The organism is Duganella sp. Leaf126 (assembly GCF_001423125.1).
GTDB lineage: Bacteria > Pseudomonadota > Gammaproteobacteria > Burkholderiales > Burkholderiaceae_D > Rugamonas.
The window spans coordinates 590,294-616,209 of sequence record NZ_LMNW01000001.1 but is presented as its reverse complement, the minus strand read 5'-3'; the positions used below and the strand labels follow the sequence as shown (position 1 = coordinate 616,209).

Annotated in this window: 24 protein-coding genes, 1 tRNA gene and 1 pseudogene; 10 read left to right on the top strand and 16 right to left on the bottom strand. The window is 67.1% G+C overall.

The genetic code is table 11. From position 1 onward, the window contains the following. The first annotated feature begins 117 nt into the window (after positions 1–117). From ASF61_RS02585 to ASF61_RS02575, 3 genes are read left to right on the top strand one after another with little or no spacing between them, the layout of a single operon-like run. A complete protein-coding gene (locus tag ASF61_RS02585; protein WP_056150797.1) occupies positions 118–801 on the top strand; it encodes a CsgG/HfaB family protein in 684 nt (227 codons plus the stop codon). A gap of 23 nt (positions 802–824) precedes the next feature. Next, positions 825–1,181 carry a DUF4810 domain-containing protein gene (locus tag ASF61_RS02580; RefSeq protein ID WP_082491181.1) on the top strand — a complete coding sequence of 119 codons (357 nt, stop codon included), beginning with the start codon at positions 825–827 and terminating at the stop codon, positions 1,179–1,181. Continuing rightward, the gene (locus tag ASF61_RS02575; RefSeq protein ID WP_056150794.1) at positions 1,178–1,840 is read left to right on the top strand and encodes a DUF799 domain-containing protein; all 663 of its coding nucleotides are present in this window, start codon (positions 1,178–1,180) and stop codon (positions 1,838–1,840) included. The genes ASF61_RS02580 and ASF61_RS02575 overlap by 4 nt, the downstream gene beginning before the upstream one ends. Before the next feature lies 1 nt (position 1,841). Here ASF61_RS02575 and ASF61_RS02570 read toward each other — a convergent pair whose 3' ends face one another. Both ASF61_RS02570 and ASF61_RS02565 read right to left on the bottom strand, forming a co-directional pair. Continuing rightward, complete coding sequence (locus ASF61_RS02570) at positions 1,842–3,137, bottom strand: M28 family peptidase (RefSeq protein WP_056150792.1); 1,296 nt, start codon at positions 3,135–3,137, stop codon at positions 1,842–1,844. A gap of 101 nt (positions 3,138–3,238) precedes the next feature. After that, positions 3,239–4,357: a glycosyl hydrolase gene (locus ASF61_RS02565; RefSeq protein WP_056150790.1), complete on the bottom strand. Its 1,119-nt coding sequence runs from the start codon at positions 4,355–4,357 to the stop codon at positions 3,239–3,241. A gap of 134 nt (positions 4,358–4,491) precedes the next feature. Here ASF61_RS02565 and ASF61_RS02560 point away from each other — a divergent pair. Next, positions 4,492–4,565, top strand: a tRNA-Gly gene (locus ASF61_RS02560). Between the two features lie 28 nt (positions 4,566–4,593). On the opposite strand, the gene ASF61_RS22510 is transcribed toward ASF61_RS02560, so the two are convergent. Then, on the bottom strand, positions 4,594–4,758 hold the full coding sequence (locus tag ASF61_RS22510; protein ID WP_082491163.1) for a transcriptional regulator: 165 nt from the start codon (positions 4,756–4,758) through the stop codon (positions 4,594–4,596). 230 nt (positions 4,759–4,988) lie between these two features. Continuing rightward, entirely contained in the window at positions 4,989–5,891 is a 903-nt protein-coding gene (locus tag ASF61_RS02555) for a hypothetical protein (protein WP_056150788.1), read from the bottom strand. A gap of 253 nt (positions 5,892–6,144) precedes the next feature. Here ASF61_RS02555 and ASF61_RS02550 point away from each other — a divergent pair, with 253 nt between their 5' ends. Then, positions 6,145–7,284, top strand: coding sequence for an MFS transporter (locus ASF61_RS02550; protein WP_056150786.1), 1,140 nt, complete (start codon positions 6,145–6,147; stop codon positions 7,282–7,284). 12 nt (positions 7,285–7,296) lie between these two features. Here the strand turns inward: ASF61_RS02550 and ASF61_RS02545 are convergent, their stop codons facing one another. Then, a complete protein-coding gene (locus ASF61_RS02545) occupies positions 7,297–7,740 on the bottom strand; it encodes a DUF2141 domain-containing protein (protein ID WP_056150784.1) in 444 nt (147 codons plus the stop codon). 51 nt (positions 7,741–7,791) lie between these two features. Between ASF61_RS02545 and ASF61_RS24490 the strand changes: the two are divergent. Continuing rightward, positions 7,792–8,181 (top strand): annotated as a pseudogene (locus tag ASF61_RS24490) (sterol desaturase family protein); the annotation flags it as partial. 40 nt (positions 8,182–8,221) lie between these two features. Here ASF61_RS24490 and crtB read toward each other — a convergent pair. From crtB to ASF61_RS02520, 5 genes are read right to left on the bottom strand one after another with little or no spacing between them, the layout of a single operon-like run. Continuing rightward, a complete protein-coding gene (crtB, locus tag ASF61_RS02540; protein ID WP_056150782.1) occupies positions 8,222–9,217 on the bottom strand; it encodes a 15-cis-phytoene synthase CrtB in 996 nt (331 codons plus the stop codon). Further along, entirely contained in the window at positions 9,214–10,713 is a 1,500-nt protein-coding gene (locus tag ASF61_RS02535) for a phytoene desaturase (RefSeq protein WP_056150780.1), read from the bottom strand. The genes crtB and ASF61_RS02535 overlap by 4 nt, the downstream gene beginning before the upstream one ends. Next, positions 10,710–11,933, bottom strand: a complete 1,224-nt coding sequence (crtY, locus tag ASF61_RS02530; RefSeq protein WP_056150777.1) for a lycopene beta-cyclase CrtY — start codon at positions 11,931–11,933, stop codon at positions 10,710–10,712. Before crtY ends, ASF61_RS02535 begins: the two co-directional genes overlap by 4 nt. After that, positions 11,930–13,609, bottom strand: coding sequence for a glycosyltransferase (locus ASF61_RS23850; protein ID WP_229205678.1), 1,680 nt, complete (start codon positions 13,607–13,609; stop codon positions 11,930–11,932). Before ASF61_RS23850 ends, crtY begins: the two co-directional genes overlap by 4 nt. Further along, positions 13,606–14,544, bottom strand: coding sequence for a polyprenyl synthetase family protein (locus tag ASF61_RS02520; protein WP_056150773.1), 939 nt, complete (start codon positions 14,542–14,544; stop codon positions 13,606–13,608). The genes ASF61_RS23850 and ASF61_RS02520 overlap by 4 nt, the downstream gene beginning before the upstream one ends. Positions 14,545–14,788: 244 nt before the next feature. On the opposite strand from ASF61_RS02520, the gene ASF61_RS02515 reads away from it, so the two are divergent. Continuing rightward, positions 14,789–15,538: an ABC transporter substrate-binding protein gene (locus tag ASF61_RS02515; RefSeq protein ID WP_162241964.1), complete on the top strand. Its 750-nt coding sequence runs from the start codon at positions 14,789–14,791 to the stop codon at positions 15,536–15,538. Between the two features lie 113 nt (positions 15,539–15,651). Continuing rightward, on the top strand, positions 15,652–15,915 hold the full coding sequence (locus tag ASF61_RS02510) for a hypothetical protein (RefSeq protein WP_056150769.1): 264 nt from the start codon (positions 15,652–15,654) through the stop codon (positions 15,913–15,915). On the opposite strand, the gene ASF61_RS02505 is transcribed toward ASF61_RS02510, so the two are convergent. Both ASF61_RS02505 and ASF61_RS02500 read right to left on the bottom strand, forming a co-directional pair. Then, a complete protein-coding gene (locus ASF61_RS02505; RefSeq protein WP_229205677.1) occupies positions 15,903–17,291 on the bottom strand; it encodes an MFS transporter in 1,389 nt (462 codons plus the stop codon). The genes ASF61_RS02510 and ASF61_RS02505 overlap by 13 nt on opposite strands. A gap of 101 nt (positions 17,292–17,392) precedes the next feature. After that, a complete protein-coding gene (locus tag ASF61_RS02500; protein ID WP_056150768.1) occupies positions 17,393–18,748 on the bottom strand; it encodes a GH1 family beta-glucosidase in 1,356 nt (451 codons plus the stop codon). A 236-nt stretch (positions 18,749–18,984) separates the two neighbouring features. Between ASF61_RS02500 and trmB the strand changes: the two genes are divergently transcribed. After that, entirely contained in the window at positions 18,985–19,662 is a 678-nt protein-coding gene (gene trmB / locus ASF61_RS02495) for a tRNA (guanosine(46)-N7)-methyltransferase TrmB (protein WP_056150766.1), read from the top strand. A gap of 13 nt (positions 19,663–19,675) precedes the next feature. Here the strand turns inward: trmB and ASF61_RS02490 are convergent, their stop codons facing one another. From ASF61_RS02490 to ASF61_RS02480, 3 genes are read right to left on the bottom strand one after another with little or no spacing between them, the layout of a single operon-like run. Continuing rightward, complete coding sequence (locus ASF61_RS02490; RefSeq protein ID WP_056150765.1) at positions 19,676–20,188, bottom strand: hypothetical protein; 513 nt, start codon at positions 20,186–20,188, stop codon at positions 19,676–19,678. Positions 20,189–20,244: 56 nt separating this feature from the next. After that, the gene (locus tag ASF61_RS02485; protein WP_229205676.1) at positions 20,245–22,116 is read right to left on the bottom strand and encodes an amidohydrolase; all 1,872 of its coding nucleotides are present in this window, start codon (positions 22,114–22,116) and stop codon (positions 20,245–20,247) included. A 19-nt stretch (positions 22,117–22,135) separates the two neighbouring features. Next, positions 22,136–23,032, bottom strand: a complete 897-nt coding sequence (locus tag ASF61_RS02480; protein WP_056150763.1) for a DMT family transporter — start codon at positions 23,030–23,032, stop codon at positions 22,136–22,138. 102 nt (positions 23,033–23,134) lie between these two features. On the opposite strand from ASF61_RS02480, the gene ASF61_RS02475 reads away from it, so the two are divergent. Further along, complete coding sequence (locus ASF61_RS02475; RefSeq protein ID WP_056150761.1) at positions 23,135–24,064, top strand: AraC family transcriptional regulator; 930 nt, start codon at positions 23,135–23,137, stop codon at positions 24,062–24,064. Positions 24,065–24,071: 7 nt separating this feature from the next. Here ASF61_RS02475 and recQ read toward each other — a convergent pair whose 3' ends face one another. After that, a complete protein-coding gene (gene recQ / locus ASF61_RS02470; RefSeq protein WP_056150759.1) occupies positions 24,072–25,889 on the bottom strand; it encodes a DNA helicase RecQ in 1,818 nt (605 codons plus the stop codon). Positions 25,890–25,916 lie beyond the last annotated feature (27 nt).

The window sequence follows — 25,916 nt, the reverse complement described above, 5'->3', positions numbered from 1 at the left end:
GATAAACGCCAGTGGTGAGAATTGGTGAGATTTTATGCTTGTGCAATGCGTATAATTTCCGAAAAGAAAAATTCTTGTTACAAATAAATCTTATCCACCGTTCAATCTGGGAGTTTCATGAATACTCGTCTCGCCGGCGCACTGGTTTCCGCGCTGCTTCTCTCCACCCTGGCCGGCTGCGCCACCGAGTCGTCGCGCGCCGTGGCTGTCGCCATTCCTGCCAGCGCTGTCACGCCGCCACCGTATGTCGGTCCGCGCACCCTGATCGCGGTCGGCAAGTTCGACAACCGTTCGAGCTTCATGCGCGGCGTGTTTTCGGACGGCGTGGACCGCCTGGGCGGCCAGTCGAAAACCATCCTGATCGCCCAGCTGCAATCGACCAACCGTTTTAATGTGCTCGACCGCGACAACCTGAACGAACTGAAGCAGGAAGCCGGCTTCAAGCAGCAAGGCCAGCAGATCAAGGGCGCCGACTTCGTCATCACCGGCGACGTGACCGAGTTCGGCCGCAAGGAAGTGGGCGACCACCAGCTGTTCGGCATCGTGGGTCGCGGGAAGACGCAGGTCGCGTACGCCAAGGTCACGCTCAACGTGGTCAACATCAAGACCTCGGAAGTCGTGTACTCGGCCTCCGGCGCCGGCGAATACAGCCTGTCGAACCGCGAAGTGCTGGGCTTTGGCGGCACCGCCAGCTACGACTCCACGCTCAACGGCAAGGTGCTGGACCTGGCCATGCGCGAAGCGGTGGACCGCCTGGTGGCCGGCGTCGATGCCGGCGCCCTGAAACTGCAAGCACAATGAGGCCCGCGATGACGAAGTCGGTAATGAAGAAAACTGCAGGCGTGCTGGCGCTGGCCGGCGCCGTGCTGCTGACCGGTTGCGCCACGCCGCCGAAGACCCTGTACCAGTGGGGCGGTTACCAGCCGCAGGTGTACCAGTACCTGAAAGGCGAAAGCCCCGAGCAGCAGATCGCCGCGATGGAAAAAGACCTGATGCTGTTCAGCGCCAAGGGCGGCAGCGCGCCGCCGGGCTTCCATGCCCACCTGGGCATGTTGTACTCGGTCACCGGCAAGCCCGACCAGATGGTCGCGCAGTTCGAAGATGAAAAAAAGCTGTTCCCGGAATCGGCGCCATACATGGACTTCCTGCTGGCCAAAGTACAGAAAGGTGACAAGTCATGATCGCTCGTTTATTCAAACTGGGTGCCTGCCTGGGCGCTGCGGCGCTGATGTTCGGTTGCGCCACCAAGCAGGCCGGCTACGACTACACCGCGTTCAAGGCCGCCAAGCCGCGTTCGATCGTGGTGCTGCCACCGCTGAACAACTCGCCGGAAGTCAACGCCAGCAACAGCGTGTACGCCCAGGTGACGTATCCGCTGGCCGAGAGCGGCTACTACGTGATGCCGGTGGCCGTGGTCGCGGAAACCTTCAAGCAGAACGGCATGACCACGGCCGCTGACATCCATGGTCTCGATCCGAAAAAGCTCAACGAGATCTTCGGCGCCGATGCCGGCCTGTACATCACCATCACCCGTTACGGCGCCACCTACACGGTGCTCGACAGCGTGGCCGTGGTCGCGGTGGAAGCGAAACTGGTAGACCTGAAAACGGGAACGCTGCTGTGGGACGGCAAGGCCAGCGCCGCCAGCAACGAGGGCAACAACGGCGGCGGGGGCGGCCTGGTCGGCGCGCTGGTGGCTGCCGCGATCAAGCAGATCATCCACAGCACCAGCGATACCTCGCACCCGATTGCCGGCGTGGCCGATACGCGCCTGCTGACGGCAGGCGGACCGCAAGGCATCCTGTACGGCCCGCGCTCGGAACGCTACCTGACGCAATAACTCACTTCCTGATCCGCACGCCGGCCAGCTGCGCCACGCCCGACAGCGTGGTCTGGGCGGCGTTCAGTCCCAGCATGAAGTCCTTGTCCGAGAAGTTTTTGTACAGGTCGGTCGGTTGGTGCCAGTGCGGATCCCAGCCGGCGCCGATCTGCTGGCCACGCTCGTTCTCGCGCAGCGAAATCGACGGCACCAGGTCCATGAACGGCGTCGAATCGGTATTGGTCATGTGGAAGCCCACTGCGGCCGGGTAGTGCGTGGCGTACTTGTCGTTGGCGCTGCGGAAGTGCCAGGCCAGCTTGGCCGAACCCTCGGCCTGCTTCGACTGCGACTGGTATTCGATGTTGACGTCCGCTTCCAGGCGCTGCTCGGGCGGCGCCACGAACACCGGCTGGCCGTGTTCATCGACCACCGGCTTGCCATGGCCGTCGATCTTCTGGAACGGCATGCCATGGTCGAACAGCATCATGTCGTGCTGGATCATGCCGAGCCACTTCGGCTCCGGGTATTTACCTGATCCCATCGGCGACTCGATCCCCTGCAATCCCTTGCGCTGCTCGACATAGGCCGCCGCGCCGTTCAAGCCGGTTTCCTCGTTGTTCCACAGGATAAAACGGATCGAGCGATCGGTTTCCACGCCCGGTGCGCTGAAGATGCGCGCCAGTTCCATCACCAGCGCCGTGCCCGAGCCATCGTCGTTGGCCGCCTCGCCGAAGCCGATGCCGTCCATGTGGGCGCTGACGATGTACATCTCTTCCGGGTGCTTGCTGCCCACCTTGGTGCAATACAGGTTCTCGCGCAGCGACGTGCCCACCGGCGTCTGTTCGGCGTTCAGCGCGCGCAGTTTTTCGTCGGGCTGCTGCAGCGGATCGGTATTGACGCCGGTCTTGATGCGGTTGCCGAACAGCGTGCTGCCGCCCTGGCCCGGCGGGCCGCCGGCGCCGCCGCTGGCCATGCCCGCTGCGCGCTTCGGACGCGGCGCATCCTTGGCCAGTTCCGTGTACTGGTATTGCAGCCGTTCGGTATTGGTGCAGCCGTAGGATTTCAGTTGCGCCTCGATCCAGTCGAGCGCGTCGCGGTTGCGCTGGGTGCCCTGGCGGCGGTCGCCGAACTGGGTCAGGCCCTTGATGGTGGCCTTGTACTTTTCCAGCTCCAGCTGGCCGACCAGGGCGGCGACCGGATCGGCCGGCATTGCGGCAGGCGCCGGTGCCGGGGAGGCCGGCGCTTGGGACAGTGCCAACGGGGCGGCGAACGCCAGCGCAATACCGAGCACAAGTGGCAGCTTGACGGCTGATGTCATGGAAGATCCTTTTGCAAGTGATGAGGTCTTTGCCATTTTGCATCAGTTGCGCTGCGCTTGAACAGTTCAAGCGTGCGCGGCCTGCGTGGCACCGGTCGCGCTCAGAAGCGCGGCAGCTTGTCGAGCGTGATCACGTTCGGGTGCTGGTACACCTTGATCTTGTGGGCGTTGCTGTTGTACTGCTCGCCGGTCCAGAAATTATCGGCATTGCTCACGCCTGCCGGTCCGCTGCCGTCGTTCCACACCATGAACCACAACCACCAGGCGCCATCGCTGGCCATCGCGTCCGGGTCGGGGATGTAACTGGTTTCGGTCAGCGCCACCGGCTTGGGTTCGCCGGTCATGGCGGCCGTCTTGCGGTAGGTGGCAAGCTGCGAGCGGTAGCTGCGGTTGTCGGTCGTATCGTAGATGTCGTAGCCGGCGATATCGACCACGTCGTCGCCCGGATACCAGCGCGCGTCCTGGCCGTTCCACACCCAGATCAGGTTGTGCAGACCATGCACGTGCACGAGCCGGTCGTACAGATGACGCCACAGCGCGATATGGGCGGCGGCCGCCGACTCGCCATCGCTGCGCGCCCGCCCCCACCAGAACCAGCCCTGGCCATCGCTGCCGGCCGCCTCGTGCAGCGGCCGCCACAGCACGGTCACGCCCGCATCCTGCAGCCGCCGCAGTTGCGCAGCCACCAGGTCGATGCCGTCGTCGAGCTGCGCGAATGCCGGGCTGTTGCGGTCAAGGTCGCCATTGGCCATCGGGATGGTGAAACCGGTGCGCCTGGCCGGATCGTCGCCGCCGGCATAGAACTGCGCCTGGTTGACCCGGTCCGTCCTGAGCAGGGACGGATCGCGCCAGTGCCAGTGAAACGCCACCAGCCCGCCGCGTGCAGCAAACGCGATCGCTTCTTCGACCTGGTGCTGGCCCGACAGCCCGGCGCCGGTCCTGCCGTAGTCCATGAAGTCGTAACCGATCAGGGCAGGGTATTTACCGGTGTCGGCATGCACGCGCTCGGCCATGTCGATGCTGTCGTCCCAGCTGAGGTCGGCCTGACCGGCAATCACCGCCTTGCCCCAGGTGGCGCGCAGATAGCTGTAGATGGCGCGGGTTTTCGGCGTGGCGTCGGGATCGACGGGAGCGGTGCGCACGGTGGCAGCGTTGGCGCCGGCGGCCAGCACCGTTGTAACGGCGAGCAGGCAGGCGGCGAGGGTGGTTTTGATCGGCATGGTGGTCGTGGCGCAGGTTGAACACCGCCACTGTAGCGGCGGGGTACGCGGCGGACAAGCCATCGCCAGCGGAACGGCGGTGTTTAGCGGCGAAGCTGGCATTGTTTAACGCCAGCGCGTAGAATGCGCAGCACGCGGGTGTAGTTCAATGGTAGAACGGCAGCTTCCCAAGCTTCATACGAGGGTTCGATTCCCTTCACCCGCTCCAGAATACCAATATCACCGCAGGCATCTGATCAGCGGCGACATTCCGGCGGCTCTACGTCGTTTCCCTCAGCCAGTTGCGCCTGCCAGGCATCGGCCTCGTCGGTGCTGACGTGCAAGCCGCTGGCCAGGAATTCGTCCCATGCTTTCAGGGAATCCTGCCGGAACGATTCAATTTTCTCGTCGCGCTTCGTCATTACCCCAGCATACACTTTCACTCGCACTTGGGAAACCCTCGCCCCAAACCTTGGTGGTGGACGGCAAAACGCCCCCGCAGTCCAACAACCACGGGGGCGCTACACGTGACATCGATGAATCAAGCGTCGTCAGCAAACAATCAATGTACGAACAACGCGATCAGGATCACGATCGGCAGCGGGATGCCGAGTAACAGCAGCAGGATCGAGCGCATGGTGGTCTCCTTGTCTTAAATGGTGGTACGGACGAACACGCGGGCGTGGTCGCGGTGGCGGCCGCCGACGGTGGCCAGCAGGCTGGCAACGAAGGCGCCCAGCAGCAGGGCCACGAACATCCACAGGGCCGAGTGGGCGGCGGTTTTGCGGGCTTCTTCGGCGGCAGCCTTGGCTTTGGCCTTGACGTCGGCGGCGGCCTGCTTGGCCTGGGCGTAGATCAGGTCGACGCGCTGTTCGGCTTCGGCCTGGGTCAGGCCGGTGCGCTTGGCGATGATTTGGGCCATGTAGTTGCGGTCGTCGGCATTGATCTTGCCATTGGCGATATCGGCCAGCAGGATGCGGTTGATTTCGGCGCGTTCGGCGTCGGTCGCTGGCGTGCCGCCCGGCGAGCGCAGCACCATGTCCGAGAAGTAGTGGCTGCCGTCATCCTTGCTGCCGGCTGCGGCAACGCCTGCAGTGACCGCTGGTGCAGCGGCGCCGGCCGTGTCGATGGCGCCGCCAATCACGGCACGCACGCCACCGGCCAGCACGGCCACGGTGACCAGGGTAGCCACGGCCCAGGCCAGCAGGCCGTGGGCAGTATCGCGGAAGTGGACTTCATCGCTTTGTACGCCGGCCCATTTGACGCGCAGCCGGCCAGCCATATAACCGCCGATACCTGCTGCAGCGAGCTGGGTGAAAGCGATCCAGGCGATGGCAGCGCCGCCGAGCGCGCCGCCATTGTTATACTCGTAGGGCGAGACCGACGACAAGCCGAGGCCCGTGCCGAGGATCAGCAGGATGAACGACAGGGTCGCGGCAGCAGCCGCACCGGCCAGGATGGCCCCCCAAGAAACGCCCGAGGATAAATTGTCACTGGATTCGCGGCTGACGACCGTGGCTGCTGGTCCTGCTGGCCCTGCTGGTTGTGCATGCATGATTTCTCCTTGTAATGAATTCGTGTTCAAGCAGGACCGATCATGCGCCAAGGCGGCGACCGTGTATGTTCGCGCACCAACCTTGGGCGTTGTTTGGCTGACCATGCTTGCGGGCGGTGGCGCAGGCGTCCACCTGCCGTTCCACGGTCCAAGCGGCTCGTCTGGCTGGCCGCGTTTCGCTACAAGTCGTACGCCGGTCATGGTGTTGCCGTATACTCCACGGCTCACCTCGACTAACTTTTACGGAATGCCCATGCTTGTCGGTCCCCAGCAGCGCTTGTCTACCCGTCTTGCCTTTCTTGCCGCCGGCCTGGCCATGGCGGCCTGGGCGCCGCTGGTGCCGTTTGCCAAGCAGCGGCTGGGACTGGGCGAAGCCGACCTCGGCCTGCTGCTGCTGTGCCTGGGGGCGGGTTCCCTGATGGCGATGCCGGCCATCGGTTTGCTGACCTCGCGCTTCGGCTGCCGCATCGTGATGCTGGTGTCGGGCCTGTGCGTGTGCCTGATCATGCCGGCGCTGGCGTTCGCACCCACGCCGCTGACGCTGGGTGCCACGCTGTTCGGCTTTGGCGCCTCGCTCGGTGCGCTCGACGTGTCGATGAATGTGCAGGCCGTGATCGTCGAGCGCGAGAGCGGCGGGCGGCTGATGTCGGGCTTCCACGGTCTGTTCAGCGTCGGCGGCTTCGTCGGCGCCGGCCTGATGGCGGCCATGTTGTGGTTCGGTCTGAGCCCGGTGGCAGCCACCGTGATCGTGGCGGTGCTGGTGGCGCTGGCGCTGCTGGGCGGCGCGCCGCATTTCCTGCGTGAGCCGGAGGCGGCCGACCGCGACGGTCCGGTATTCGTGGTGCCGCATGGCGCCGTGATCTTTATCGGTCTGCTGTGTTTCCTGTGCTTCCTGGCTGAAGGCGCCATCCTCGACTGGAGCGCGCTGCTGCTGACGGCCGAGCAGGGCATGGACGCCGCGCGCGCCGGCCTCGGCTACGCGGCGTTTGCGGTGGCGATGACCATCGGCCGCCTGACCGGCGACCGCGTGGTGGCCCGGCTCGGCGGCAAGCGGGTGATGCTGCTGGGCGGCCTGTGCGGCGCGGTCGGCTTCTTTACGTCCGTGGTGGCGCCGTCGGCGCCGCTGGCGCTGCTGGGCTTTCTGCTGGTGGGCCTGGGCGCCTCGAACGTGGTGCCGATCCTGTTTACGGCAGCCGGCAACCAGCGAGCCATGCCGGCCGGGCTGGCGATCGGCGCCATCACCACGCTCGGTTACGCCGGCATCCTGGCCGGGCCGGCCGTGATCGGCTTCGTGGCCCATGCGTCGAGCCTGAACCTGGCGTTTGTCGGCCTCGGCTGCGCGATGCTGGTGATCGCGGCCAGCGCGCGCCTGGGCGGCGCGGCAAAGGCGTAGCGGGCCGCAGACTTATTTGAGCGTGACCGGCACCACCAGCTTGTCGTCGCCGATCTCGATGGCGGCGTCGCTGAAGTCGGGCGGGCCGAACTTGCCGCGCGCGTTGCGGCTGAACGCATAGTTTTCGCTCGGGATGCCGATGAAGTTGCGGTCCAGCTTGTCGTTCTGGTTTTCATCCTGGTACACCAGCACCGCCCACGTGCCCTTCGGGACGTTGTCGATGGTGACGGTGGTCTGGCCTGCCTGGGCCGGGGCCGAGCCCGAATAGGCGCAGTCCTTCAGAAAGTGTTCCTTGTCGCAGACGGCGGCATTGATCTTGCCCTTGCCGCCAGCGGTGCCGCTGACCTTGATCTCGACGCTGGCTGCTGCAGCCGAGCCGGCAAATGCGGCGCACGCCAGCCACAGCATGGCGCGCGGAAAGCGGGAAAGTCGGGGCTTGTGGTAGGCTGCTCGCATGTGGTTTCCTTGTGTTGTCTGTGTTGTCTGTGTCATCAGTGGGGCGGGTGTATGGTATTGAATGCGGCTATCGTAGTACTGACCGTGCTGTTCATGGAAGTGTTTTCCATCGTCGCGCACAAGTACATCATGCACGGCTTCGGCTGGGGCTGGCATCGCTCGCACCACGAGCCGCGCACCGGCTGGTTCGAGAAAAACGACCTGTACGCCGTGGTGTTTGCCGGCGTGGCGATTGCCCTGATCTGGTTCGGCACCGAGGGCTATGCACCGCTGCAATGGATAGGCGCGGGCATGACCGCCTACGGCGCGCTGTACTTCATCGCCCACGACGGCCTGGTGCACCGCCGCTGGCCGTTTACCTATGTGCCGCGCAGCGGCTACCTCAAGCGCCTGTACCAGGCCCACCGCATGCATCACGCGGTGCCCGGCAAGCATGGCGCGGTATCGTTCGGGTTTCTGTATGCGCCGCCCGTCGCCGAGCTCAAGCGCCAGCTGCAGGTGCTGCACGGCGGGGCGCTCGAAGGCCGTCAGCAGCGCGGCGCCGCTCCGGCGGCGGACGCCGCCACAAGCCCGCAGGACGCGGCTGCATCGTCCGCCAGCGCGAAGTAAGCGCGCTCGCGCCGCCTTTCAGCAACAGCCACAGCTTGGCCGCCTTCGACGTGCCCACGCGCTCGTCCCACGCATGGGCGCCGCGCGCCTTGACCTCGATGCCGATCTGGCGGTACACATTGCGCGCGGTGGCAATCGCCCACGCCGAGCGCAGCGGCAGGGCCACGATGCCTTCGTTGGCCGAGTCGTAATACGGTTCGGCGTAATCGACCAGCCGGGCCGCCACGCCGGCCAGCGCCGCCCGGTGCTGCGGCAGCGCCAGCTCGGCCGGCGGAATGCCCGCTTCGCGCAGCCAGGCGGCCGGCAAATAGCAGCGGCCGATCGCCGCGTCGGCAACGATGTCGCGCGCGATATTGGTCAGCTGGAACGCCAGGCCCAGGTCGCAGGCGCGGTCTAGCACATCGGCATCCTTGGCGCCCATGATGGTGGACATCATCAGGCCCACCACGCCGGCCACGTGGTAGCAGTAGCGCAGCGTATCGTCGATGGTGTCGTAGCGGGCGTCGTCCACGTCCATGGCAAAGCCGGCCAGGTGGTCGTAGGCGTACTGCGGCGTAATCGCGTGGCCCAGCGCCACTTCCTGGAACGCGGCAAACGCCGGTTCCGTCATCGGCTCGCCGGCGTAGGCGCGGCGCGTCTGTTCCTCCAGTTTGGCCATCTCGGCCTGGGCATCGTGGACGGGCGCCGTCGCAGCGGGCGCGAAGCCGAGTTCCTGGCCGTCGATCACGTCGTCGCAATGGCGGCACCAGGCATACAGCATCAGCACGCTGCGCCGCACGTCGGCCGGGAACAGCGTGGCGGCCGCCGCAAAGCTTTTCGACCCCACCTTGATGGTCTCGGTGGCGTGGTCCATCAGCGCTTCGCTCATCGCGCCCCCTGCGCCAGGTCCGACAGCATCAGGCCCGCCGTGGCCTTGGCCGAGCCGACCACGCCCGGCACGCCCGCGCCCGGATGGGTGCCGGCGCCCACGAGGTACAGGTTGGCCAGGTCGGCGTCGCGGTTGTGCGGGCGGAACCAGGCGCTCTGGGTCAGGATCGGTTCGAGCGAGAAGGCCGAGCCGACGTGGGCGTTGAGCTGGTCGCGGAAATCGAACGGCGTGAAGAAGCGGCTGGTCACCAGCTGGCTGCGCAGGCCCGGCATGTAGCGTTCTTCGAGGTAGGCCAGGATGCGGTCGCGGTAGCGCGGACCTTCGACGGTCCAGTCGATGTCGGCATTGCCCAGGTGCGGCACCGGCGCCAGCACGTAGTGGCTGCCGCAGCCGGGCGGCGCCAGCGACGGATCGGTCACGCACGGCGCGTGCAGGTACAGCGAAAAGTCCTCGGCCAGCGAGGTACCGTTGAAGATTTCCTTGATCAGCGGCTGGTAGCGCGGGCCGAAGCACACCGTGTGGTGCTGCAGCTGGCTGTGGTGGTGGTTCAGGCCGAAGTACAGCACGAACAGCGAATTGGAATGGCGCTTGCCGGCCAGCGTTTTGGCGTGCGATGCGCCGCGCGGGTGCTGGCCGAGCAGCTTGCCGTAGGTGTGCACGACGTCGGCGTTCGACGCCACCGCCTGGGCGGCAAAGGCGCGGCCGTCTTCCAGGCGCACGCCGGTCACGCGGTTGCCGGACGTGTCGATGGCAGCCACTTTGGCATTGAGCTCGATCTTGCCGCCGATGTCCTCGAACAGTTTGACCAGGCCGTTGATCAGGGCACCGGTGCCGCCGCGCGGGAACCACACGCCCCACTTGCGTTCGAGCGCGTGGATCAGCGTGTAGATCGACGAGGTGGCAAACGGGTTGCCGCCGACCAGCAGCGAGTGGAACGAGAACGCCATGCGCAGCTGCTCGTCCTTGATGAAGCGCGACACCATGCCGTACACGCTTTTCCACGCTTCGAGCTTGGCCAGCTGCGGGCCGGCAGCCACCATGTCGCGGATCGACAGGAACGGCACCGCGCCCAGCTTCAGGTAGCCCTCGTCGAACACGGCTTTCGAATAGGCCAGGAAGCGCTGGTAGCCGGCCACGTCGTCGGGATTGCGGGCGTGGATCTGGCGGTCCAGCGCTTCCTGGTCATTGGCGTAATCGAAGTGGCTGCCGTCTTCCCAGCACAGGCGGTAGAACGGCGTCACCGGCAGCATGTCGACGTAGTCGGACAGGCGCTTGCCGGCCGCCGTGAACAATTCTTCCAGCGCCGACGGATCGGTGATCACGGTCGGGCCGGCGTCAAAGGTAAAACCCTGGTCCTGGTACACATAGGCGCGGCCGCCCGGCTTGTCGCGCTGTTCGAGCAGCGTGGTCTGGATGCCGGCGGCCTGCAGGCGGATGGCGAGCGCTAAGCCGCCGAAGCCGGCGCCGATCACCACGGCCTGTTTTGCTTGGTTCATGCGAAGTTCCTGATCTGTTGGGGTTGAGTTTTGAGGGCGGCTGCCACGGCTTGGCCGACCGGCACCGGCGGCTTGCCGGACACCACGCGCAGCTGGTCGCCGAGTGTCGGGCGGCCGGCGTAGAAGCGGGAAATCAGCGGCGCCGGCAGCGTATAAAAGCGCTGCATCACGCGCCAGCGGTGGTCGGCTTCGCCGGCCAGGAACAGCATGCGGTTGAGCAGCCGGAAAAAGCGCTGGCGGCGCCATGCGGCGCCGGTGTGGGCGCGGATCGCGGCAAACAGCGCCGGCGCCCGCAGGTCCGCTTGTGCCGCGATGCACTCGGCCAGCCGCACCGCGTGCGGCAGCGAGTAGCCGGTGGTCGGGTGAAACAGGCCGGCGCGCAGGCCGGCGCTGGGCTGGCCGCGCAGGTCGTCCCAGTAGCCGTCGTGGTCGGACGCCAGCGTGATCGGCAGCGCGCCGCGTTCCTCGCGCAGCACGTCGGTGATGGTCCAGCCGCGCGCGGCGGCGTAGGCGGCGATGTTGGCGCGCAGGCGCGCCGGATCGCGCTCGGGCGCATCGACGTAATGGGTGTCCTCGATCAGCAGGCGGTCGGGCCCGAACGGCAGCACGTAGACGAAACGGTAGCCGCCCTGCTGGGCCACGCTGGCGTCCATCAGCACCGGCGCCGTCAGCCCGTGCGGCGCGGCCAGCCGTACTTCCTGGCCGAGGAAGGTCTGGTAGCCGAGCGCCAGCCGGGCGCTGGGCAGCGGGCCGCGGCCATCGATCACGGCGCCGGCGTGCAGCACCGTGCCATCGACCAGCGTGACCGTGGTCGGCGTCAGTGCGGCGATGGTCATGTTGGTGCGCAGCGCGTCGCCCAGCGCTGGCGTGAGCACGCGGGCGAAATCGTCGGACGCGATGCTGGCGTAACCGCCTTCCAGGGTGCGCGTCAATTCCGGAAAGACCACTTCGTAGCGCGGCCAGCGCGCCGACACCAGCGGCGCCAGCCAGGCGCGCTGGGCGTCGTCGAGATCGCTGTCGTGGAACGACCAGGTGTGGTTGCCGCCGATACGTTCATGCTGTTCGAGCAGCAGGATGCGCAGGTCGGGGCGCGTTGTGCGCAGGCGCCAGGCGATCAGGCCGTTGGCCAGGCCGCCGCCGGCCAGGATCAGGTCGTAGTGTGTCGCACCTGTGGCACCTGTGGCGCCGGTCGCAGCGGTCTCACGTGGCGCGGTGATCATGACGCTGCTCCGGCCAGCGCCTGCTCGACGATGTCGGCCGCGCGCACCACCCCGCCGGCCTGCGCCAGTTCGGCCGACAGCGGCGCCAGGCTGCGCAGGTAGGACGGATCGTCGAGCAGGGCGCGCAGGTGGGCGGCCAGCGTACCGGCGCTGCTGATCCGTGCCGACGCCCGCCGGCCGATGCCGGCATGGCAGACGCGCGCGGCCACGCCGGGCTGGTCGAAGGCGATCGGCAGCGCCAGCATCGGCGTGGCGGTGCCGATCGCATCCATCACGGTGTTGAGGCCGGCGTGGGTGATCACGGCGTCGGCCCGCGCCAGCGCCGCCTGTTGCGGCGCAAACGCGCAGACGGTGGTGGCGCCGGGCGTGCCGGCGCGCTCGATGGCCAGCGCCTGGCGATCGTCGAGACCGCCGCAGTGGGCGGCCAGCAGTTGCACGTCGAGCGCGCGGCAGGCTTTGGCGATGCGCTCGAAAGCGCCGAAGCGCTGGCCCTGCAAGGTGCCGAGCGAGGCAAACACCAGCGGCCGGCCCGGGTCGAAGGCGGGCAGCGGCGTGATGGTGGGGGCATTGGGCACATTGGGCGCAGCGGCTGCATGCGGCGCGCCCCGGTCCGTGCCGGCCGCTGTCGGCGCAATCCGGGCAGCAGGGGGAGCAGGTGCGGCAGGTGCAGCAGCGGCAGCAGATGTCATCGTGGCAGCGGTCCCTGCGGCGGGTTGTGCCGTGTGCGGCGGCTGTGCGACGGCGCGCAGCGGTCCCACGTGGTGGAAGTGGGCGGGCAGCTGCTGGCGCGGGAAGTCGAAGCCGGCAATCGTCTGGCTGATCTGCGCCAGCGGCGACAGGCACTCGTGCATGGCGCCGCGCGCGGCCAGGCCCAGGCGCCGCGCCTGCGTCTCGATGGCGCGCCGGTGTGGCGTCATGATCCAGTCGTACACGCCGGTGCTGCCGGCCACCATCTGCAGGCCGCGTGGGCTGGCGTCGTAGGCGAACGGCATCACCGGCAACGGCACGGCCGGCTCGCGGTTGACGGGCAGGGCGCACGCGACCGAGACGAACGGCAGCTGCAGCGCTTCGGCCACCAGGCCGGCCGCCGCTTCCATCTGGTCGCCGAGGATGGCGTCGATGCGCAGGGCAGCGATGGCGGCCGGCAGTTCTTCGCACAGCATGGTGGTGGCGTCGGCCATGTCGAGGATCACCCGGCGCAGGCCGAGCGGACTGCCGGGATTGGCAGCGCGACGCAGCGCGGCCGCCAGCGACCCGGGCGGAAAACGCTGGACGCCCAATGCATGAAAACCGATGCCGGGCACGATGGCGCCATCCACGCCGCTGCGTCCACGGACGCCAGTATCGAAACCATCGGGGCCCGGGCCAGCCGCCCGCCCGCCGTGCTGGCGCAGCGCATCACGGTGGGCCGCTGCCGCAGCGGCGCCCGGACCGGCAGTCACCTCGGCCGACAGCCAGCCCGCCAGGTAGGCCGCCGCATCGGGGCGGTGCAGAAAGGTCACGCGGTGGCCGCGCCGCACCAGCTCGGCCGCGAGCGCTGCCAGCGCGCTGAAATGGCTGGGAAAGGCTGGCGCCACCACGCCAAAATGGCGCGCCTGACCCGGCTGACGAGTTGGACCTGCCTGGTGCCGCCCGGCAGGGGGCGCCGGGCGTGCCGTCTCCTGCCCAGCGGTCACGAGGCGTGCGCGGCGGCCTGCGGTCCGGCGTTGCGGAACAGCGTGCCGACCAGGCCGCGCGTGCCCTGCATGCCGCCGATGGCGTCGCTCAGGTAGGTGTCGGCTTCGCGCAGGTGGTCGGCCAGGCGGCCGGCCGTGCGCTCGCGACCGAGGGTGGCGTTGAACGTGGCTTTGCCGGCGTCCTGGCCGGCGTCCTTGCCGGTGATGGCGGCGCCGGCGTCGTCGAGCAGGTCGTCCTTGATCTGGAACGCCTGGCCGGCCGACAGCGCGAACGCGCGCAGTGCCTGCAGCACGCGCTCGTCCGCCTCGGCGATGATGGCGGCCATTTCCACCGACAGGCCGAGCAGCACGCCGGTTTTCAGTTCGTTGGTGCGGGCAATGTCGTCGAGCGAGCGCTGCGGATTGCCGTGCAGGTCGAGGAACTGGCCGCGCACCAGGCCCTGGGCGCCGACCGTGTCGGCCAGCGCGCCGACCAGCCGGGTGCGCACGTGGGCCGGAATCCCGGGCGCCTGCGACAGCAGCTGGAACGCGCGGCTCAGCAGCGCGACCGAGGCCAGGATGGCGACGTGTTCGCCGAACTGGCGGTGCACGGTGGGCAGGCCGCGGCGCAGCTTGGCGTCGTCCATGCAAGGGAGGTCGTCGAGGATCAGCGAGGCTGCGTGCACCAGTTCCACCGCGCAGGCCGCGTCGAGCAGGGCCGGCGAGTTGCAGCCGAGGTCGCGCGCCACCAGCATCAGCAGCAGCGGGCGCATGCGTTTGCCGGTACCCAGCGTGGCGGCGCGCATGGCGGCCGTGAGCGGATCGGCGCGGCCATGGTCGGGCAGGGCCTCGGACAGCCGTTCTTCGATCTGGCGCCGGATGGTTTCCATGTCCGGTGCCGAATCATGGCTTTGCTCGATACCGGCGCTGCTGGACCGCGAGGTCTGGGTAGCCATGGCGCATCTCCTTGTGTTGTGTGCTTTTGTTGATTAAAACGGCATAAAAACTCGTGGCTTCATCATACTCAAGCTTTATCGATCCGGTGGGCTTGTTCCAATCGTGCGATCACGAAAATTCCGGTTCAAGCCGTCCCGTATTGCTATGCTAATATTAAATGCTTTCCACTCAGAAAGATCACCGATGCGCTGTAAGCGGGGCTATCAATGGCTGCCGGCCATACTGCTGGGCATGGCAATTGGCATGGTCGTGACGCGACCGGCTGTTGCCGTCGAGCGTCTGGCGGTGGGCGCCACGTTTCGCCAGCTGTTCGAGCAGGATGCCGAGGGCCGCCCGACAGGCCTGGCGGTGGACGTGCTGCGCGCGCTGGCGGCCCGCGCCGGCGATACGGTCCGGTTCCAGTTCTATCCGTGGCCGCGTGCGCAGGCGATGGTCGAGCGCGGCCAGGCCGACATCCTGATCGGCCCCTACCGGTCGGCCGAACGGCTGACCCGCTTCGATTTCCTGGACCAGCCGTTCTATCGCGACCGCCTGGTGTTCTATGCCCGCCGCCAGGGCGGCGCCACCTGGCGCGGCGACTTCGGCAGCCTGGCCGGACTGCGGGTGGCGGCAGTGCGCGGCTGGCATTACGGCGCGCAGTTCGACGCCGCCCGGCAAACGTTCGAGCTGAGCGAGGTACCGCAGGTGGACAACGGCTTGCGCATGCTGGCGCTGGGCCGGGTCGACCTGTTCGCCGGCAACCGGCCGCACACGGAAACGCTGGTGCGCGAACTGGGCCTGGCGCAGTCGGTGACGGCCTTGTGCCCGGATATCGGCTACATCGACAGCTACCTGGCGTTTCCCCGCGCCGCCAAATTCGCTGCTGCGCGCCGCCAGTACAACGGCCTGCTCGGGCAGATGATCGGCAGCGGCGAACTGCGCCGGCTGGGCGCCAAAAACGGCTTGCAGGTGCCCGGCGCCGAACCGCCGCCAGGCGAGGGCGAGTGCAGATAGGCGCGCAGGGCCGGTCAAGGTAAGCCGATGCAAGTAAGCGGGCACGGTAGTGTCGGACGTGCAAGACCGAACGGCTTGCGCTAAGCTGTAGCCTGGTTCAACAGGAGAGCGCCATGACACCCGAGCTCGACAGACGGCAACGACGGCCGGAAACGTCGATGATGTCCAGAACGTCGGAGACGGCAGGCTGGCATTCCTTCGATTTCATCGTGCGCCAAGCCTTGCAGATGCAGCGCGACGTCGGCACCCCGGGCGCGGTCGAGATGCTGCAAAACATCGGCATCAACCCGCAGGTGATTGCCCGCGTGCTCGGTCCCGAGCGCAAGGTGCGCGCCGAGGACCTGGCAGCGGCGCAATCCCGGGCTCAGTCCTTGTGATGGAACGGGGCGAACCAGGTCACCAGGAATGACGGGATGGTCGCTGCCATCACCAGCCAGAAGTAGTGCACGTAGCCGAGCGCCTGCTGCAGGTGGCCGCTGACCACGCCGGTCACCATCATGCAAAGGCCCATCAGGCCGGTGCCGAAGGCGTAGTGGGTGGTGCTGTACTTGCCGGGCGCCAGCTGCTGCATCAGGTAGATCATGAAACCGACCGAGCCGAAGCCGTAAAAGAATTTTTCGATGGCCACGCCGGCGCTGATCACCCACAGGCTTTCCGGCTGGTACATGCTCATCAGCAGGAACGTCACATTCGGGATGTTGACCGCGCAGCACAGGATGAACAGCGTGGCCGGCAAGCCCCGGCGCGAGACGAAAATGCCGCCCAGCAGCGAGCCGACCAGCACGGCGATCAGGCCGTAGGTGCCGTACACCAGTCCCAGCATTTCATTCGACAGGCCCAGGCCGCCCTTGGCGACCGGATCGACCATGAAGAACGGGCCGATCTTTTCCAGCAGGCCGATGCTGAGACGGAACAGGAACGCGAATCCCACCATCAGCCAGACGTCGCGCTTCTGGAAGAAGGTGACGAACGAGTCCCACAAGATGTAGCCGGCCTCGCCGACCGAGCGCGGCGCGTTGGCGGCGCGGGCGCCGTCCGGCATCACGCGCGCGTGCCAGATCGCCGAGACGATGATGATGGCAGCGACGATGAAGAAGATCACGCGCCACGACTCGATCCATTGCGGGCCGAACTCGCCGGCCGCGTGGCCGAAGTAATGGGTGTGCAGCCAGCCGCTCAGGTACACCATGCCGCCCGAGGCGACGATGGGACCGATGTTCCAGCTCAGGCTCTGGATGCCGCAGAACAGCGATTGCGCGCGCGAGTCCAGCGAGGTCACGTACACGCCGTCGGAGGCGATGTCCTGGGTGGCGCCCACCAGCGACAGCAGGCCGAACAGGAATACCATCACCACCATGTAATCGGGCAGCGACATGGCCAGGGCCACGCCGGCAAAGCCGACGCCGACGATGATCTGCGTGCACAGCACGAAGAATTTCTTGGTCCGGTACATTTCCACGAACGGCGCGAACAGCGGCTTGATGGTGTAGGCCAGGATCAGGTAGCTCGCGTAGGCGGCAGCCTCGCCGTTGTCCATGCCCAGGTTCTTGAACATGATCGACGTCACGCTGGTGAGCATCATGTAGGTCAGCGCCATGGCGAAATAGCTGCTCGGCACCCACAGCATCGGCGTGCCGGGGCGGAACATCGCGGCCAGCAGCGACGGGTGTTCGGCGCCCGGCGGCAGGCGCTGCGGTGTCGATGGCGCTGGCGGCAGCGGCGCTGGCGCCGGCTGCGTGGATTCCTGGTGCATTGTCGTCCTCGTTATTCTCTTGGCAGTATAGCTTGCACGCCGGCTCTGCGGCCGGCTGCGCTGGTCCTCCGGCGCAGCCGGCCGGAGGGGGAGGTGCGGGCTTACGCGGCCTGTTCGAGCTTGCCGGCGGCGCGCTGCTGGACCACGAAGTCGCGGTACCAGTGGGCGCTGTGCTTGAGTGTGCGCTGCTGGGTCGTGTAATCGACGTGGACGATGCCGAAGCGCTTGGCGTAGCCGGAATTCCATTCGAAGTTGTCGAGCAGGCTCCACAGGAAATAGCCGCGCACATCGACGCCCTGCAGGCGGGCGTCGTTGACCGCTTTCAGGTGGCGCAGCACGAAGTCGATGCGGGCTTCGTCCGGCACTTCGCCATTGACCACGGTGTCGGGGTTGGCCATGCCGTTTTCGGTGATGTAGATCGGTGGCAGGTCGTAGTCGGCGTGCAGCTTGAGCAAGAGCTCGGTCAGGCCGTCCGGATAGATCTCCCAGCCCATGTCGGTGGTGCCCAGCTTGTTTTCGGGCTGCCGCGGCGGCACTTCGGCGCTGCAGAACGAGCGGAAGTAGTAGTTCAGGCCCATGAAGTCGAGCTTGCCGCGGATGATGTCGAGGTCGCCGTCCTGCAGGTCCGGGCCGTTCTCGCCGTACACCTCGAGCGCCAGCGCCGGGTAATGGCCCTTGAAGATCGGGTCCATGAACCATTCGACCGAGCGCGCATATTCGAAGTCGGCCATCGCGATGTCGGCTGCGCTGTCGGTGGCCGGGTGCGCCGGCCACTGGTTCAGCACGATGCCGAGCTGGGCCGGGCTGCCCACCGCGCGCATCGCGCGCATGGCCAGGCCGTGCGACAGCAGCAGGTGGTGCGAAACCTGCACCGACTGCTTGAGGTCGGCCACGCCCGGCGCGAACTGGGCGTTGCCGTAGCCGAGATTGGCCGTGCACCACGGTTCGTTATGGGTGGCGATCGTCTTGACGCGGTGGCCGAAGCGGCGCGCCACTTCGGCCGCGTATTCGGCGAAATGGTAGGCGGTATCGCGGTTGAGCCAGCCGCCTTCGTCCTGCAGGCCTTGCGGCAAGTCCCAGTGGTACAGCGTCACGTGGGCGCCGATGCCGCGCTGTTCCAGTTCGGTCAGCAGCCGGTCGTAAAAGGCGAAGCCGGCTTCGTTCCAGGCGCCCTTGCCCTGCGGCTGCACGCGCGCCCAGGCGATCGAGAAGCGGTAGGCGTCCACGCCCAGGCCGGCCATGATGGCCACGTCTTCGGCATAGCGGTGGTAGTGGTCGCAGGCGACGTCGCCGTTGGTGCCGTCGATGATCTTGCCCGGGGTATGGCTGAAGGTATCCCAGATCGACGCACCCTTGCCATCGGCAGTGGCGGCGCCTTCGATCTGGAACGCACTGGTGGCGATGCCCCAGGTAAACGATGGCGGGAACTGGGCGTACAGGTGGCTGGTGTCGGTCATGGGAGGAATCGGCAGTGTGGAGGAGGGCTTGAAAACGATTTCAAACGAATGCTGCGATTAGACCCCAACTCGCACCGAGTGTCAATCGATTGATAACATCGAGACATTGTTTAGTGGCGGCCGCTGTCGGCAGCGGCAGCGGCACCGCGAAGCGGCGCTGATATAATGCCGCCTCACACTTTTACCGCACTGCCACCATGTCTTCCGATACTCCAAAACAGCCTCCAGCGCGGGGCATGCTGTACGACCCGACCGAACACCGCATCCGCAGCTTCGTCACCCGCGCCGGCCGCCTGTCCACGGCGCAGGCGCGCGCGCTCGAAGAGCAGCAGCAGTTCCTGATCGGGTACGAGAAAGCGCCGCTCGACTACGCCCGGGTCTTCGGCCGCCAGGCGCCGACGGTGCTGGAAATCGGCTTCGGCATGGGCGCCACCACGGCCCACATCGCGGCCGCCATGCCGGACAAGGATTTCATCGGCGTGGAAGTGCATACCCCGGGCGTGGGCAGCCTGCTCAAGCTGATCGGCGAGCAGCAGCTGACCAATCTGCGGGCCATCCAGCACGACGCGGTCGAGGTGCTCAACCACATGATTCCGGACGGCTCGCTGCACGGCGTGCACATCTTCTTCCCCGACCCGTGGCACAAGGCGCGCCACAACAAGCGCCGTTTGATCCAGGCGCCGTTCGTCAAGCTGCTGGTGCAAAAGCTGGCGCCGGGCGGCTACCTGCACTGCGCCACCGACTGGGAAGACTACGCGGTGCAGATGCTCGAGGTGCTCGGTGCGGAAGAGGGCCTGCAGAATACGGCCGACGGCTACGCGCCGCAGCCGGCCTACCGGCCGCTGACCAAGTTCGAAAACCGTGGCATCAAGCTCGGTCACGGCGTGTGGGACCTGGTGTTCTCCAAAAAATAAGCAGTGCCCCCGCTTACCGCTTGTCCAGCGGTTCCAGGTCCAGCACCACGTGGTAGGCCAGGCGCGCGTTCTGCCACAAGCCGCCGCCGCGCACCTGCGCAGCGCAGCTGGTCAGCTGGCCGGCGTAGCCGTCGCGCTTGAGGCGGGCGCGGAAGTTCAGCGCCTCCTTCGCTCCCAGGTAACCGGCCATCTGCCCCTCCAGGAATACAGCCACCGCCGCGTCTTCGTAGGCGTTACGGTCGTCGCAGAACAGCATTGCCGTGTACGGCGCGCGCGCAGCCGCGTCGCCATCGGTGCCGGCCAGGGCCGCGAGCACGGGCTGGTAGCGCGACTCGTTGACCACCTCCACCAAAAAACGGCCGCCATCGGACCAGTGGTGGACGGCCGGTGCGTCCGGCAGCACCGGCGTGTAGGGCGCGCTCGGGCGCGGCGGCAGCGCCACCTTGTGCGCCGGGTTGGACCGGATGATCGAGTAGACGACCAGCGCGGTGGCGGCAATGATCAGGACGGAGATGGCGAGTTGCATGGACAGGAGGCGGCACAAGAAAATCAGGCCGCCATCTTAACCGATCGCGATCGGTGCTAGCGCATTGCCGGCGACTGGTACACCACCTTGCCGCCGACCACGGTCTGCAGCACCTTGATGTTGGCGATGTCTTCGGCGGGAATGGTGAAGAAATTGCGGTCGAGGACGATCAGGTCGGCCAGCTTGCCCGCTTCCAGCGACCCGGTCAGCCGTTCCTGGCGCAGCGTGTAGGCGGCGTTGAGCGTGATCGCGCGCAGGACCGCTGCGCGCGGCAGACCCGGCGTGTCGCCCAGGCGGCCGGCATACTCGGCGCCGGCGTCCGGTGCGGCAGTGCGCGTCACGCCCACTTTCAAGGCAAACCATTGGTCGAGCGGATCGACCGGCCAGTCGCTGCCATAGGCGATGCGCGCGCCGGCATCGAGCAGCGCCGACTGCGGCTGCACGAGACGGTAGCGCTGCGGTCCCATGTAGGGTTTCAGGGCGCCCAGCGTATCGGGCGCCGGCTTGGCCCACTGGAACGACAGCACCGGCGTCACATCGAGCTGAGCGAAGCGCGGATAGTCGGCCGGATCGACGATTTCGTCGTGGGCCAGCGCCGGGCGGACCTGCTTGCCGGCCGGCGTGCCGCGCAGCCAGGCCACCGCATCGAGCGCTTCGCGCACGGCGCGGTCGCCATCGACATGCAGGTGCGGGTCGATGCCGGCGCGCGCCAGCACGTCGAGCGTGGAGCGCAGCGCCGCCTGTGAAAAATACGTGGCCGGGCCGTTGCTGCTGCCCGGCTGCCAGTCCGGCTGTTGTTCCGTACCCTTGTTGACCCAGTACGGTGCGAGCATGGCGCCGGTAAACGCCGGCGCCGAGATCACGCCATCCATGAACAGCTTGGCGTGGCGGACCTGCAGCGACGGCGCCACCCTGGTCGGCCCCTGGTCGAACTGTTTTTTCTGCTTGAGCAGCTCGGCCACCGCGCGCTGCGGCGTGTTGCCCTTATCCAGGTCGATCAGCACCGCGAAGTGGGCGCGCGCGGTCAGCTTGCCCTGCCGTTGCAGCGTGGTGAACGCGGTCATGGTTTCGGGATCGGTATAGGCGTCGAGGAACGAGGTGATGCCTTGCCGGCGCATCGCTTCGAGCGCCTTGGCCGACGCGGCCAGGTTCTCGGCCACCGTCAGCGGCGGCAGCAGGTTCATCGCCAGGTCCTGCGCCGCGTCTTCCAGCAGCCCGGTGGCCTGGCCGCCGGCGTCGCGCGCGATCTTGCCGCCGGCCGGGTCGGGCGTGGCAACGGTGATGCCGGCCACCGCGATCCCTTTCGAGTTCAGTTGCAGCGAGTGGCCGAACGACGAGCGCACCAGGATCGGGCGGTCGGTCTTGAGCGCGTCGAGCGTGGCAGCGCTGGTCGTCACGCCGTCGGGCAGCATGCCTTGCTGGAACCAGTTGACCACCACCAGCCAGCGCTGGGGATCGCCTTTGCCAAGGCGCACATCGCTGTCGAGGCAGGCCTGGATGCGCTGCTGGAACTGCGCCACCGTCAGCGGCAGGTAGTCGAGGCTGCAGTTGAGCAGGCGGCTGCCGCCCGACTGAGGGTGCAGGTGCCCATCGACCAGGCCCGGCATCAGCATCTTGCCGCCCAGGTCGATCACGGTGGTGCGCCGGCCTTGCAGCCTGGCGGCGCCGGCATCGTCGCCGACATAGACGATGCGCCCGCCGCGCACGGCCAGCGCCTGCTGCACGCTGTCGTTGGCGTCCACCGTGTAGATGTAGCCGTTGCGGTAGATGGTATCGGCTACGAGGGTAGATATGGGCGACACTAAGGGCGTCGCCACAGGCTTGGCGGCCGCGATGGTAGCAGGTGCAGCAGGTGCAGCAGGTGCAGCGTGGGCCAGCGTCAGGGCCAGCGCCAGCGCCAGCACGGCGAACGAACCGGGTCGGGTCATGCAGTCTCCAAAATCGGCGTCAGAACGCTGCCTTCAAACGGGCCTGCAGCGATGGCGGCAAAAACGCCAGCACATTCCCGGCGAGGACCAGCGCCAGCCCGCACAGCGCCAGCGGCGTCCATTGGTAGCCTTCGTACATGGTTGAAATCGTCAACGCGACGATGGGGAATAATACCGTGGAATAGGCAGCGCGGTCCGGTCCGATGCGCCCGACCAGCAGCAGGTAGGCGGTAAACCCGATCACCGAGCCGGCGACGGCCAGGTACAGCAGCGCCCACAGGTAGCGCGGCGACGGATCGAGGGCGAACGGCATGCCCAGCGCCAGCGCGGCCACGCCCAGCGTGGTGGCGCCGATCAGCATGGCCCAGGTGTTGGTCAGCCACGGCGTCAGGTCCAGCGATTGCATGCGCGAGGACAGCAGGTTGCCGCAGGCGAAGCACCAGGTGCCGCCCAGCGACAGGCCCAGCCCCAGCAGCACGCCGCGGTCGTTCCAGTGGCCCTGCATCTGCGGCGCGAACAGCAGCACGATGCCGGCCAGGCCGAACAGCGCGCCCACGATCACCGGGCCCCGCAGCGGCCGGCCCAGGAACAGCCGCCCGGCCAGCGCGATCCACAGCGGCGCGGTGGAAAACACCACGGCTTCCTGGCCGCTGGTGATGTACAGCGCGGCATAATAAAAGCACAGGAAGTTCAGGCAGAACAGCGCGATGCCCTGCGCGAACAGGTAAGGCCAGGCCTGGCGCGGCGGCCACCAGCGCCGGCGCGTGACCAGCAGGGCCGCCAGCAGCAGCGCAGCGGCGATCCAGAAGCGGTAGGCGATCGACACGGGCGCGGGCACCACGCCCAGCTGAAAGGTGATGGCGATCCAGGTGGTACCCCAGATCAGGACGGTGAGCAGGTAGAGAAAAGTATTCATGGCGCCAGCATGACGGCAGGGCGCCGGCGGCGCTTGTCTGAAATTGCGCATCGTGCCGCCGCAGCGCTGGCTGGCGCGAAGGACCGTGCTAGACTTTCTGCCATGTCCCGCCGCCCCGACCTGCCCGCCACCCTGATGTCACCGCATAGCTTGCCCGAGGGCCGGCTGTCGCATTCGGTGTTCAAGACCATGTCCGAGACCGACGCCGAGCTCGAACGCTTTGCCTGGCTCGGCGACGAGCTGGCGCTGGCGATCTGGCGGCGCGATACGCCGTGCGCCGAAACCGCGTACTGCCAGCCCGGCCACCACACGCTGTCGTACTACATGGGTGGCGGCTACCGCACCGAGCGCGATAAGCTGCCCGGCCGGTTCGGCGCGCCGCAGCGGCTGTGCACCCTGCCGGACTGGCACGAATCGCGCTGGACCGTGCGCGGCGCCGTGCGCTTTTTGCACGTGTATTTTTTGCCCGAGCATTTTACGCGCCGCGCGGTGGTGGAACTGGACCGCGAGCCGCGCGCCCTGACGCTGGCCGACCGCACCTATTTCGAGCACGCGCGCATCGGCCAGCTGTGCGCAGCGCTGGCCGGCATGGACTGGGACGGCGCCGATGCCAAACTGCGCGCCAACCAGATGAGCCACGAAACGCTGTCGCACCTGCTGCACGCGCAAGCGCTGCCGCGCCACCAGGGCCGCGTGCGCGGCGGCCTGGCGCCGGCCGTGCGGCGCCAGCTGGCCGATTACATCGAGGCCCACCTGGCGCAGGCGATCACCGTGCAGACGCTGGCGCAGCTGGCCTGCCTGTCCGAGTACCACCTGCTGCGCATGTTCAAGCTGTCGTTTGGCATGACGCCGGCCGCGTGGATCGCGGCGCGCCGCATTGAGCTGGCGCGCAGCCTGTTGCAGCACACGGCGCAACCGCTGCAGCAGGTCGCCGATGCCTGCGGCTACGCCGACCTCAGCCACTTCAGCCATCGCTTCCGCGACGCCGTGGGCGCCGCGCCGGGACGGTACCGCAGCGTGGTGACGGGCTGAGTCGGACTTATTCGAATTCGCGGATCAGTTCGACGATCTGGTCGCCGTACGAGGTCAGTTTTTTCTCGCCGACGCCGGAAATGCCGCGCAGGTCGTCGAGCGCTGTCGGCCGCGCCTTGGCGATTTCGCGCAGGGTGGCGTCGTTGAAGATGATGTAGGCAGCGACATTGTGCTCGCGCGCGGTGGCCATGCGCCAGGTGCGCAGCCGTTCGAAGACTTTTTCCTCGCGCGGCGAGAGGTCGCTCTCGACGTAACCTTTGGTGGCGCGCGGCGTCTTCTGCTTGACCGGCTTTTGATACTGGCGCAGCTGCACCTTCTGGCCGCCTTTCAAGACCGGGCGCGCGGCGTCGGTCAGTTTGAGCGAGCTGTATTGCTCGTGATCGACCGTCAACAGGCCCAGCGCGATCATCTGGCGCAGGATGGCGCGCCATTCGTGCTCGCTGCGGTCGGCGCCGATGCCGAACACGGACAGGCTGTCGTGGTGCCAGGTCTTGATGCGCTCGGTCTCGACGCCGCGCAGCACCTCGATCACGTGGCCGGCGGCAAAGCGCTGGTCGACGCGGTACACGGCCGACAGCAGCTTTTGCACCGGCACCGTGCCGTCGAACGAGACGGGCGGGATCAAACAGGTATCGCAGTTGCCGCACGGGCCGGACTGTTCGCCGAAATAATCAAGCAGGCGCACGCGGCGGCAACTCAGCGTTTCGCACAGGCCCAGCATCGCGTCGAGCTTGTTGCCGAGCACGCGCTTGAAGGTTTCGTCCGCTTCCGACTCGTCGATCATGCGCCGCTGCAGCACCACGTCCTGCAAGCCGTAAGCCATCCAGGCGCTGGCGGCGCCGCCGTCGCGGCCGGCGCGCCCGGTCTCCTGGTAATAGCCCTCGATGCTTTTCGGCAGGTCGAGGTGGCAGACGAAGCGCACATCGGGCTTGTCGATGCCCATGCCGAAGGCGATGGTGGCGCACATGACGATGTTTTCCTCGCGCAGGAAGCGGGCCTGGTTGGCGGCGCGCTTGGCGTGGTCCATGCCGGCGTGGTACGCCAGTGCGCGGATGCCGTTTTCGTTGAGGAACTCGGCGGTCTCTTCGACCTTCTTGCGCGACAGGCAGTAGACGATGCCGCAGTCGCCCGCGTGCTCGGTGGTGATGAAGTCGAGCAGCTGCTTGCGGCCGTTGGTTTTCTCGACGATCTGGTAGCGGATATTGGGGCGGTCGAACGACGAGACGAACTGCGCCGCGTCACCGAGCTGCAGCCGGTGGACGATCTCGGCGCGCGTCTGCGGGTCGGCCGTGGCGGTGAGGGCGATCCGCGGCACATCGGGAAACTGCTCGTGCAGCACCGACAGGCGGATGTACTCGGGACGGAAATCATGGCCCCATTGCGACACGCAGTGCGCCTCGTCGATGGCAAACAGCGCGATCTTCGAATCCTGGAACAGGTTCAGGCAGCGCTCGGTCATCAGCCGCTCGGGCGCCACGTACACCAGGTCGAGCTGACCGGTGCGCACGAGCCGCTCGATGCGGCTCGCTTCTTCGTAGGTCTGGGTGGAATTGAGGAAGGCGGCGCGCACGCCCACTTCCTCGAGCGCATCGACCTGGTCCTGCATCAGCGCGATCAGGGGCGAGACCACCACGCCCACGCCGTCGCGCAGCAGGGCCGGAATCTGGTAGCACAGCGACTTGCCGCCGCCGGTGGGCATCAGGACCAGGGCGTCGCCGCCGTTGCTGACATGATCGACGATCTCCGCCTGTTGTCCGCGAAAGGCCGGGTAGCCGAACACGGTTTCCAGCAGGTGGAGCGCGCGCTCCTGGTTGTCCTGATTCATGTACTGCTAGTTCCCACAACAAATAAA

What these genes read in the sequence shown, in the direction of transcription:
- ASF61_RS02585 (WP_056150797.1), top strand. Translation starts at nt 118, where the DNA reads ATGAATACTCGTCTCGCCGGCGCACTGGTTTCCGCGCTGCTTCTCTCC.
- ASF61_RS02580 (WP_082491181.1), top strand. Translation starts at nt 825, where the DNA reads ATGAAGAAAACTGCAGGCGTGCTGGCGCTGGCCGGCGCCGTGCTGCTG.
- ASF61_RS02575 (WP_056150794.1), top strand. Translation starts at nt 1,178, where the DNA reads ATGATCGCTCGTTTATTCAAACTGGGTGCCTGCCTGGGCGCTGCGGCG.
- ASF61_RS02570 (WP_056150792.1), bottom strand. Translation starts at nt 3,137, where the DNA reads ATGACATCAGCCGTCAAGCTGCCACTTGTGCTCGGTATTGCGCTGGCG.
- ASF61_RS02565 (WP_056150790.1), bottom strand. Translation starts at nt 4,357, where the DNA reads ATGCCGATCAAAACCACCCTCGCCGCCTGCCTGCTCGCCGTTACAACG.
- ASF61_RS22510 (WP_082491163.1), bottom strand. Translation starts at nt 4,758, where the DNA reads ATGACGAAGCGCGACGAGAAAATTGAATCGTTCCGGCAGGATTCCCTG.
- ASF61_RS02555 (WP_056150788.1), bottom strand. Translation starts at nt 5,891, where the DNA reads ATGCATGCACAACCAGCAGGGCCAGCAGGACCAGCAGCCACGGTCGTC.
- ASF61_RS02550 (WP_056150786.1), top strand. Translation starts at nt 6,145, where the DNA reads ATGCTTGTCGGTCCCCAGCAGCGCTTGTCTACCCGTCTTGCCTTTCTT.
- ASF61_RS02545 (WP_056150784.1), bottom strand. Translation starts at nt 7,740, where the DNA reads ATGCGAGCAGCCTACCACAAGCCCCGACTTTCCCGCTTTCCGCGCGCC.
- crtB (WP_056150782.1), bottom strand. Translation starts at nt 9,217, where the DNA reads ATGAGCGAAGCGCTGATGGACCACGCCACCGAGACCATCAAGGTGGGG.
- ASF61_RS02535 (WP_056150780.1), bottom strand. Translation starts at nt 10,713, where the DNA reads ATGAACCAAGCAAAACAGGCCGTGGTGATCGGCGCCGGCTTCGGCGGC.
- crtY (WP_056150777.1), bottom strand. Translation starts at nt 11,933, where the DNA reads ATGATCACCGCGCCACGTGAGACCGCTGCGACCGGCGCCACAGGTGCC.
- ASF61_RS02520 (WP_056150773.1), bottom strand. Translation starts at nt 14,544, where the DNA reads ATGGCTACCCAGACCTCGCGGTCCAGCAGCGCCGGTATCGAGCAAAGC.
- ASF61_RS02515 (WP_162241964.1), top strand. Translation starts at nt 14,789, where the DNA reads ATGGTCGTGACGCGACCGGCTGTTGCCGTCGAGCGTCTGGCGGTGGGC.
- ASF61_RS02510 (WP_056150769.1), top strand. Translation starts at nt 15,652, where the DNA reads ATGACACCCGAGCTCGACAGACGGCAACGACGGCCGGAAACGTCGATG.
- ASF61_RS02505 (WP_229205677.1), bottom strand. Translation starts at nt 17,291, where the DNA reads ATGCACCAGGAATCCACGCAGCCGGCGCCAGCGCCGCTGCCGCCAGCG.
- ASF61_RS02500 (WP_056150768.1), bottom strand. Translation starts at nt 18,748, where the DNA reads ATGACCGACACCAGCCACCTGTACGCCCAGTTCCCGCCATCGTTTACC.
- trmB (WP_056150766.1), top strand. Translation starts at nt 18,985, where the DNA reads ATGCTGTACGACCCGACCGAACACCGCATCCGCAGCTTCGTCACCCGC.
- ASF61_RS02490 (WP_056150765.1), bottom strand. Translation starts at nt 20,188, where the DNA reads ATGCAACTCGCCATCTCCGTCCTGATCATTGCCGCCACCGCGCTGGTC.
- ASF61_RS02485 (WP_229205676.1), bottom strand. Translation starts at nt 22,116, where the DNA reads ATGACCCGACCCGGTTCGTTCGCCGTGCTGGCGCTGGCGCTGGCCCTG.
- ASF61_RS02480 (WP_056150763.1), bottom strand. Translation starts at nt 23,032, where the DNA reads ATGAATACTTTTCTCTACCTGCTCACCGTCCTGATCTGGGGTACCACC.
- ASF61_RS02475 (WP_056150761.1), top strand. Translation starts at nt 23,135, where the DNA reads ATGTCCCGCCGCCCCGACCTGCCCGCCACCCTGATGTCACCGCATAGC.
- recQ (WP_056150759.1), bottom strand. Translation starts at nt 25,889, where the DNA reads ATGAATCAGGACAACCAGGAGCGCGCGCTCCACCTGCTGGAAACCGTG.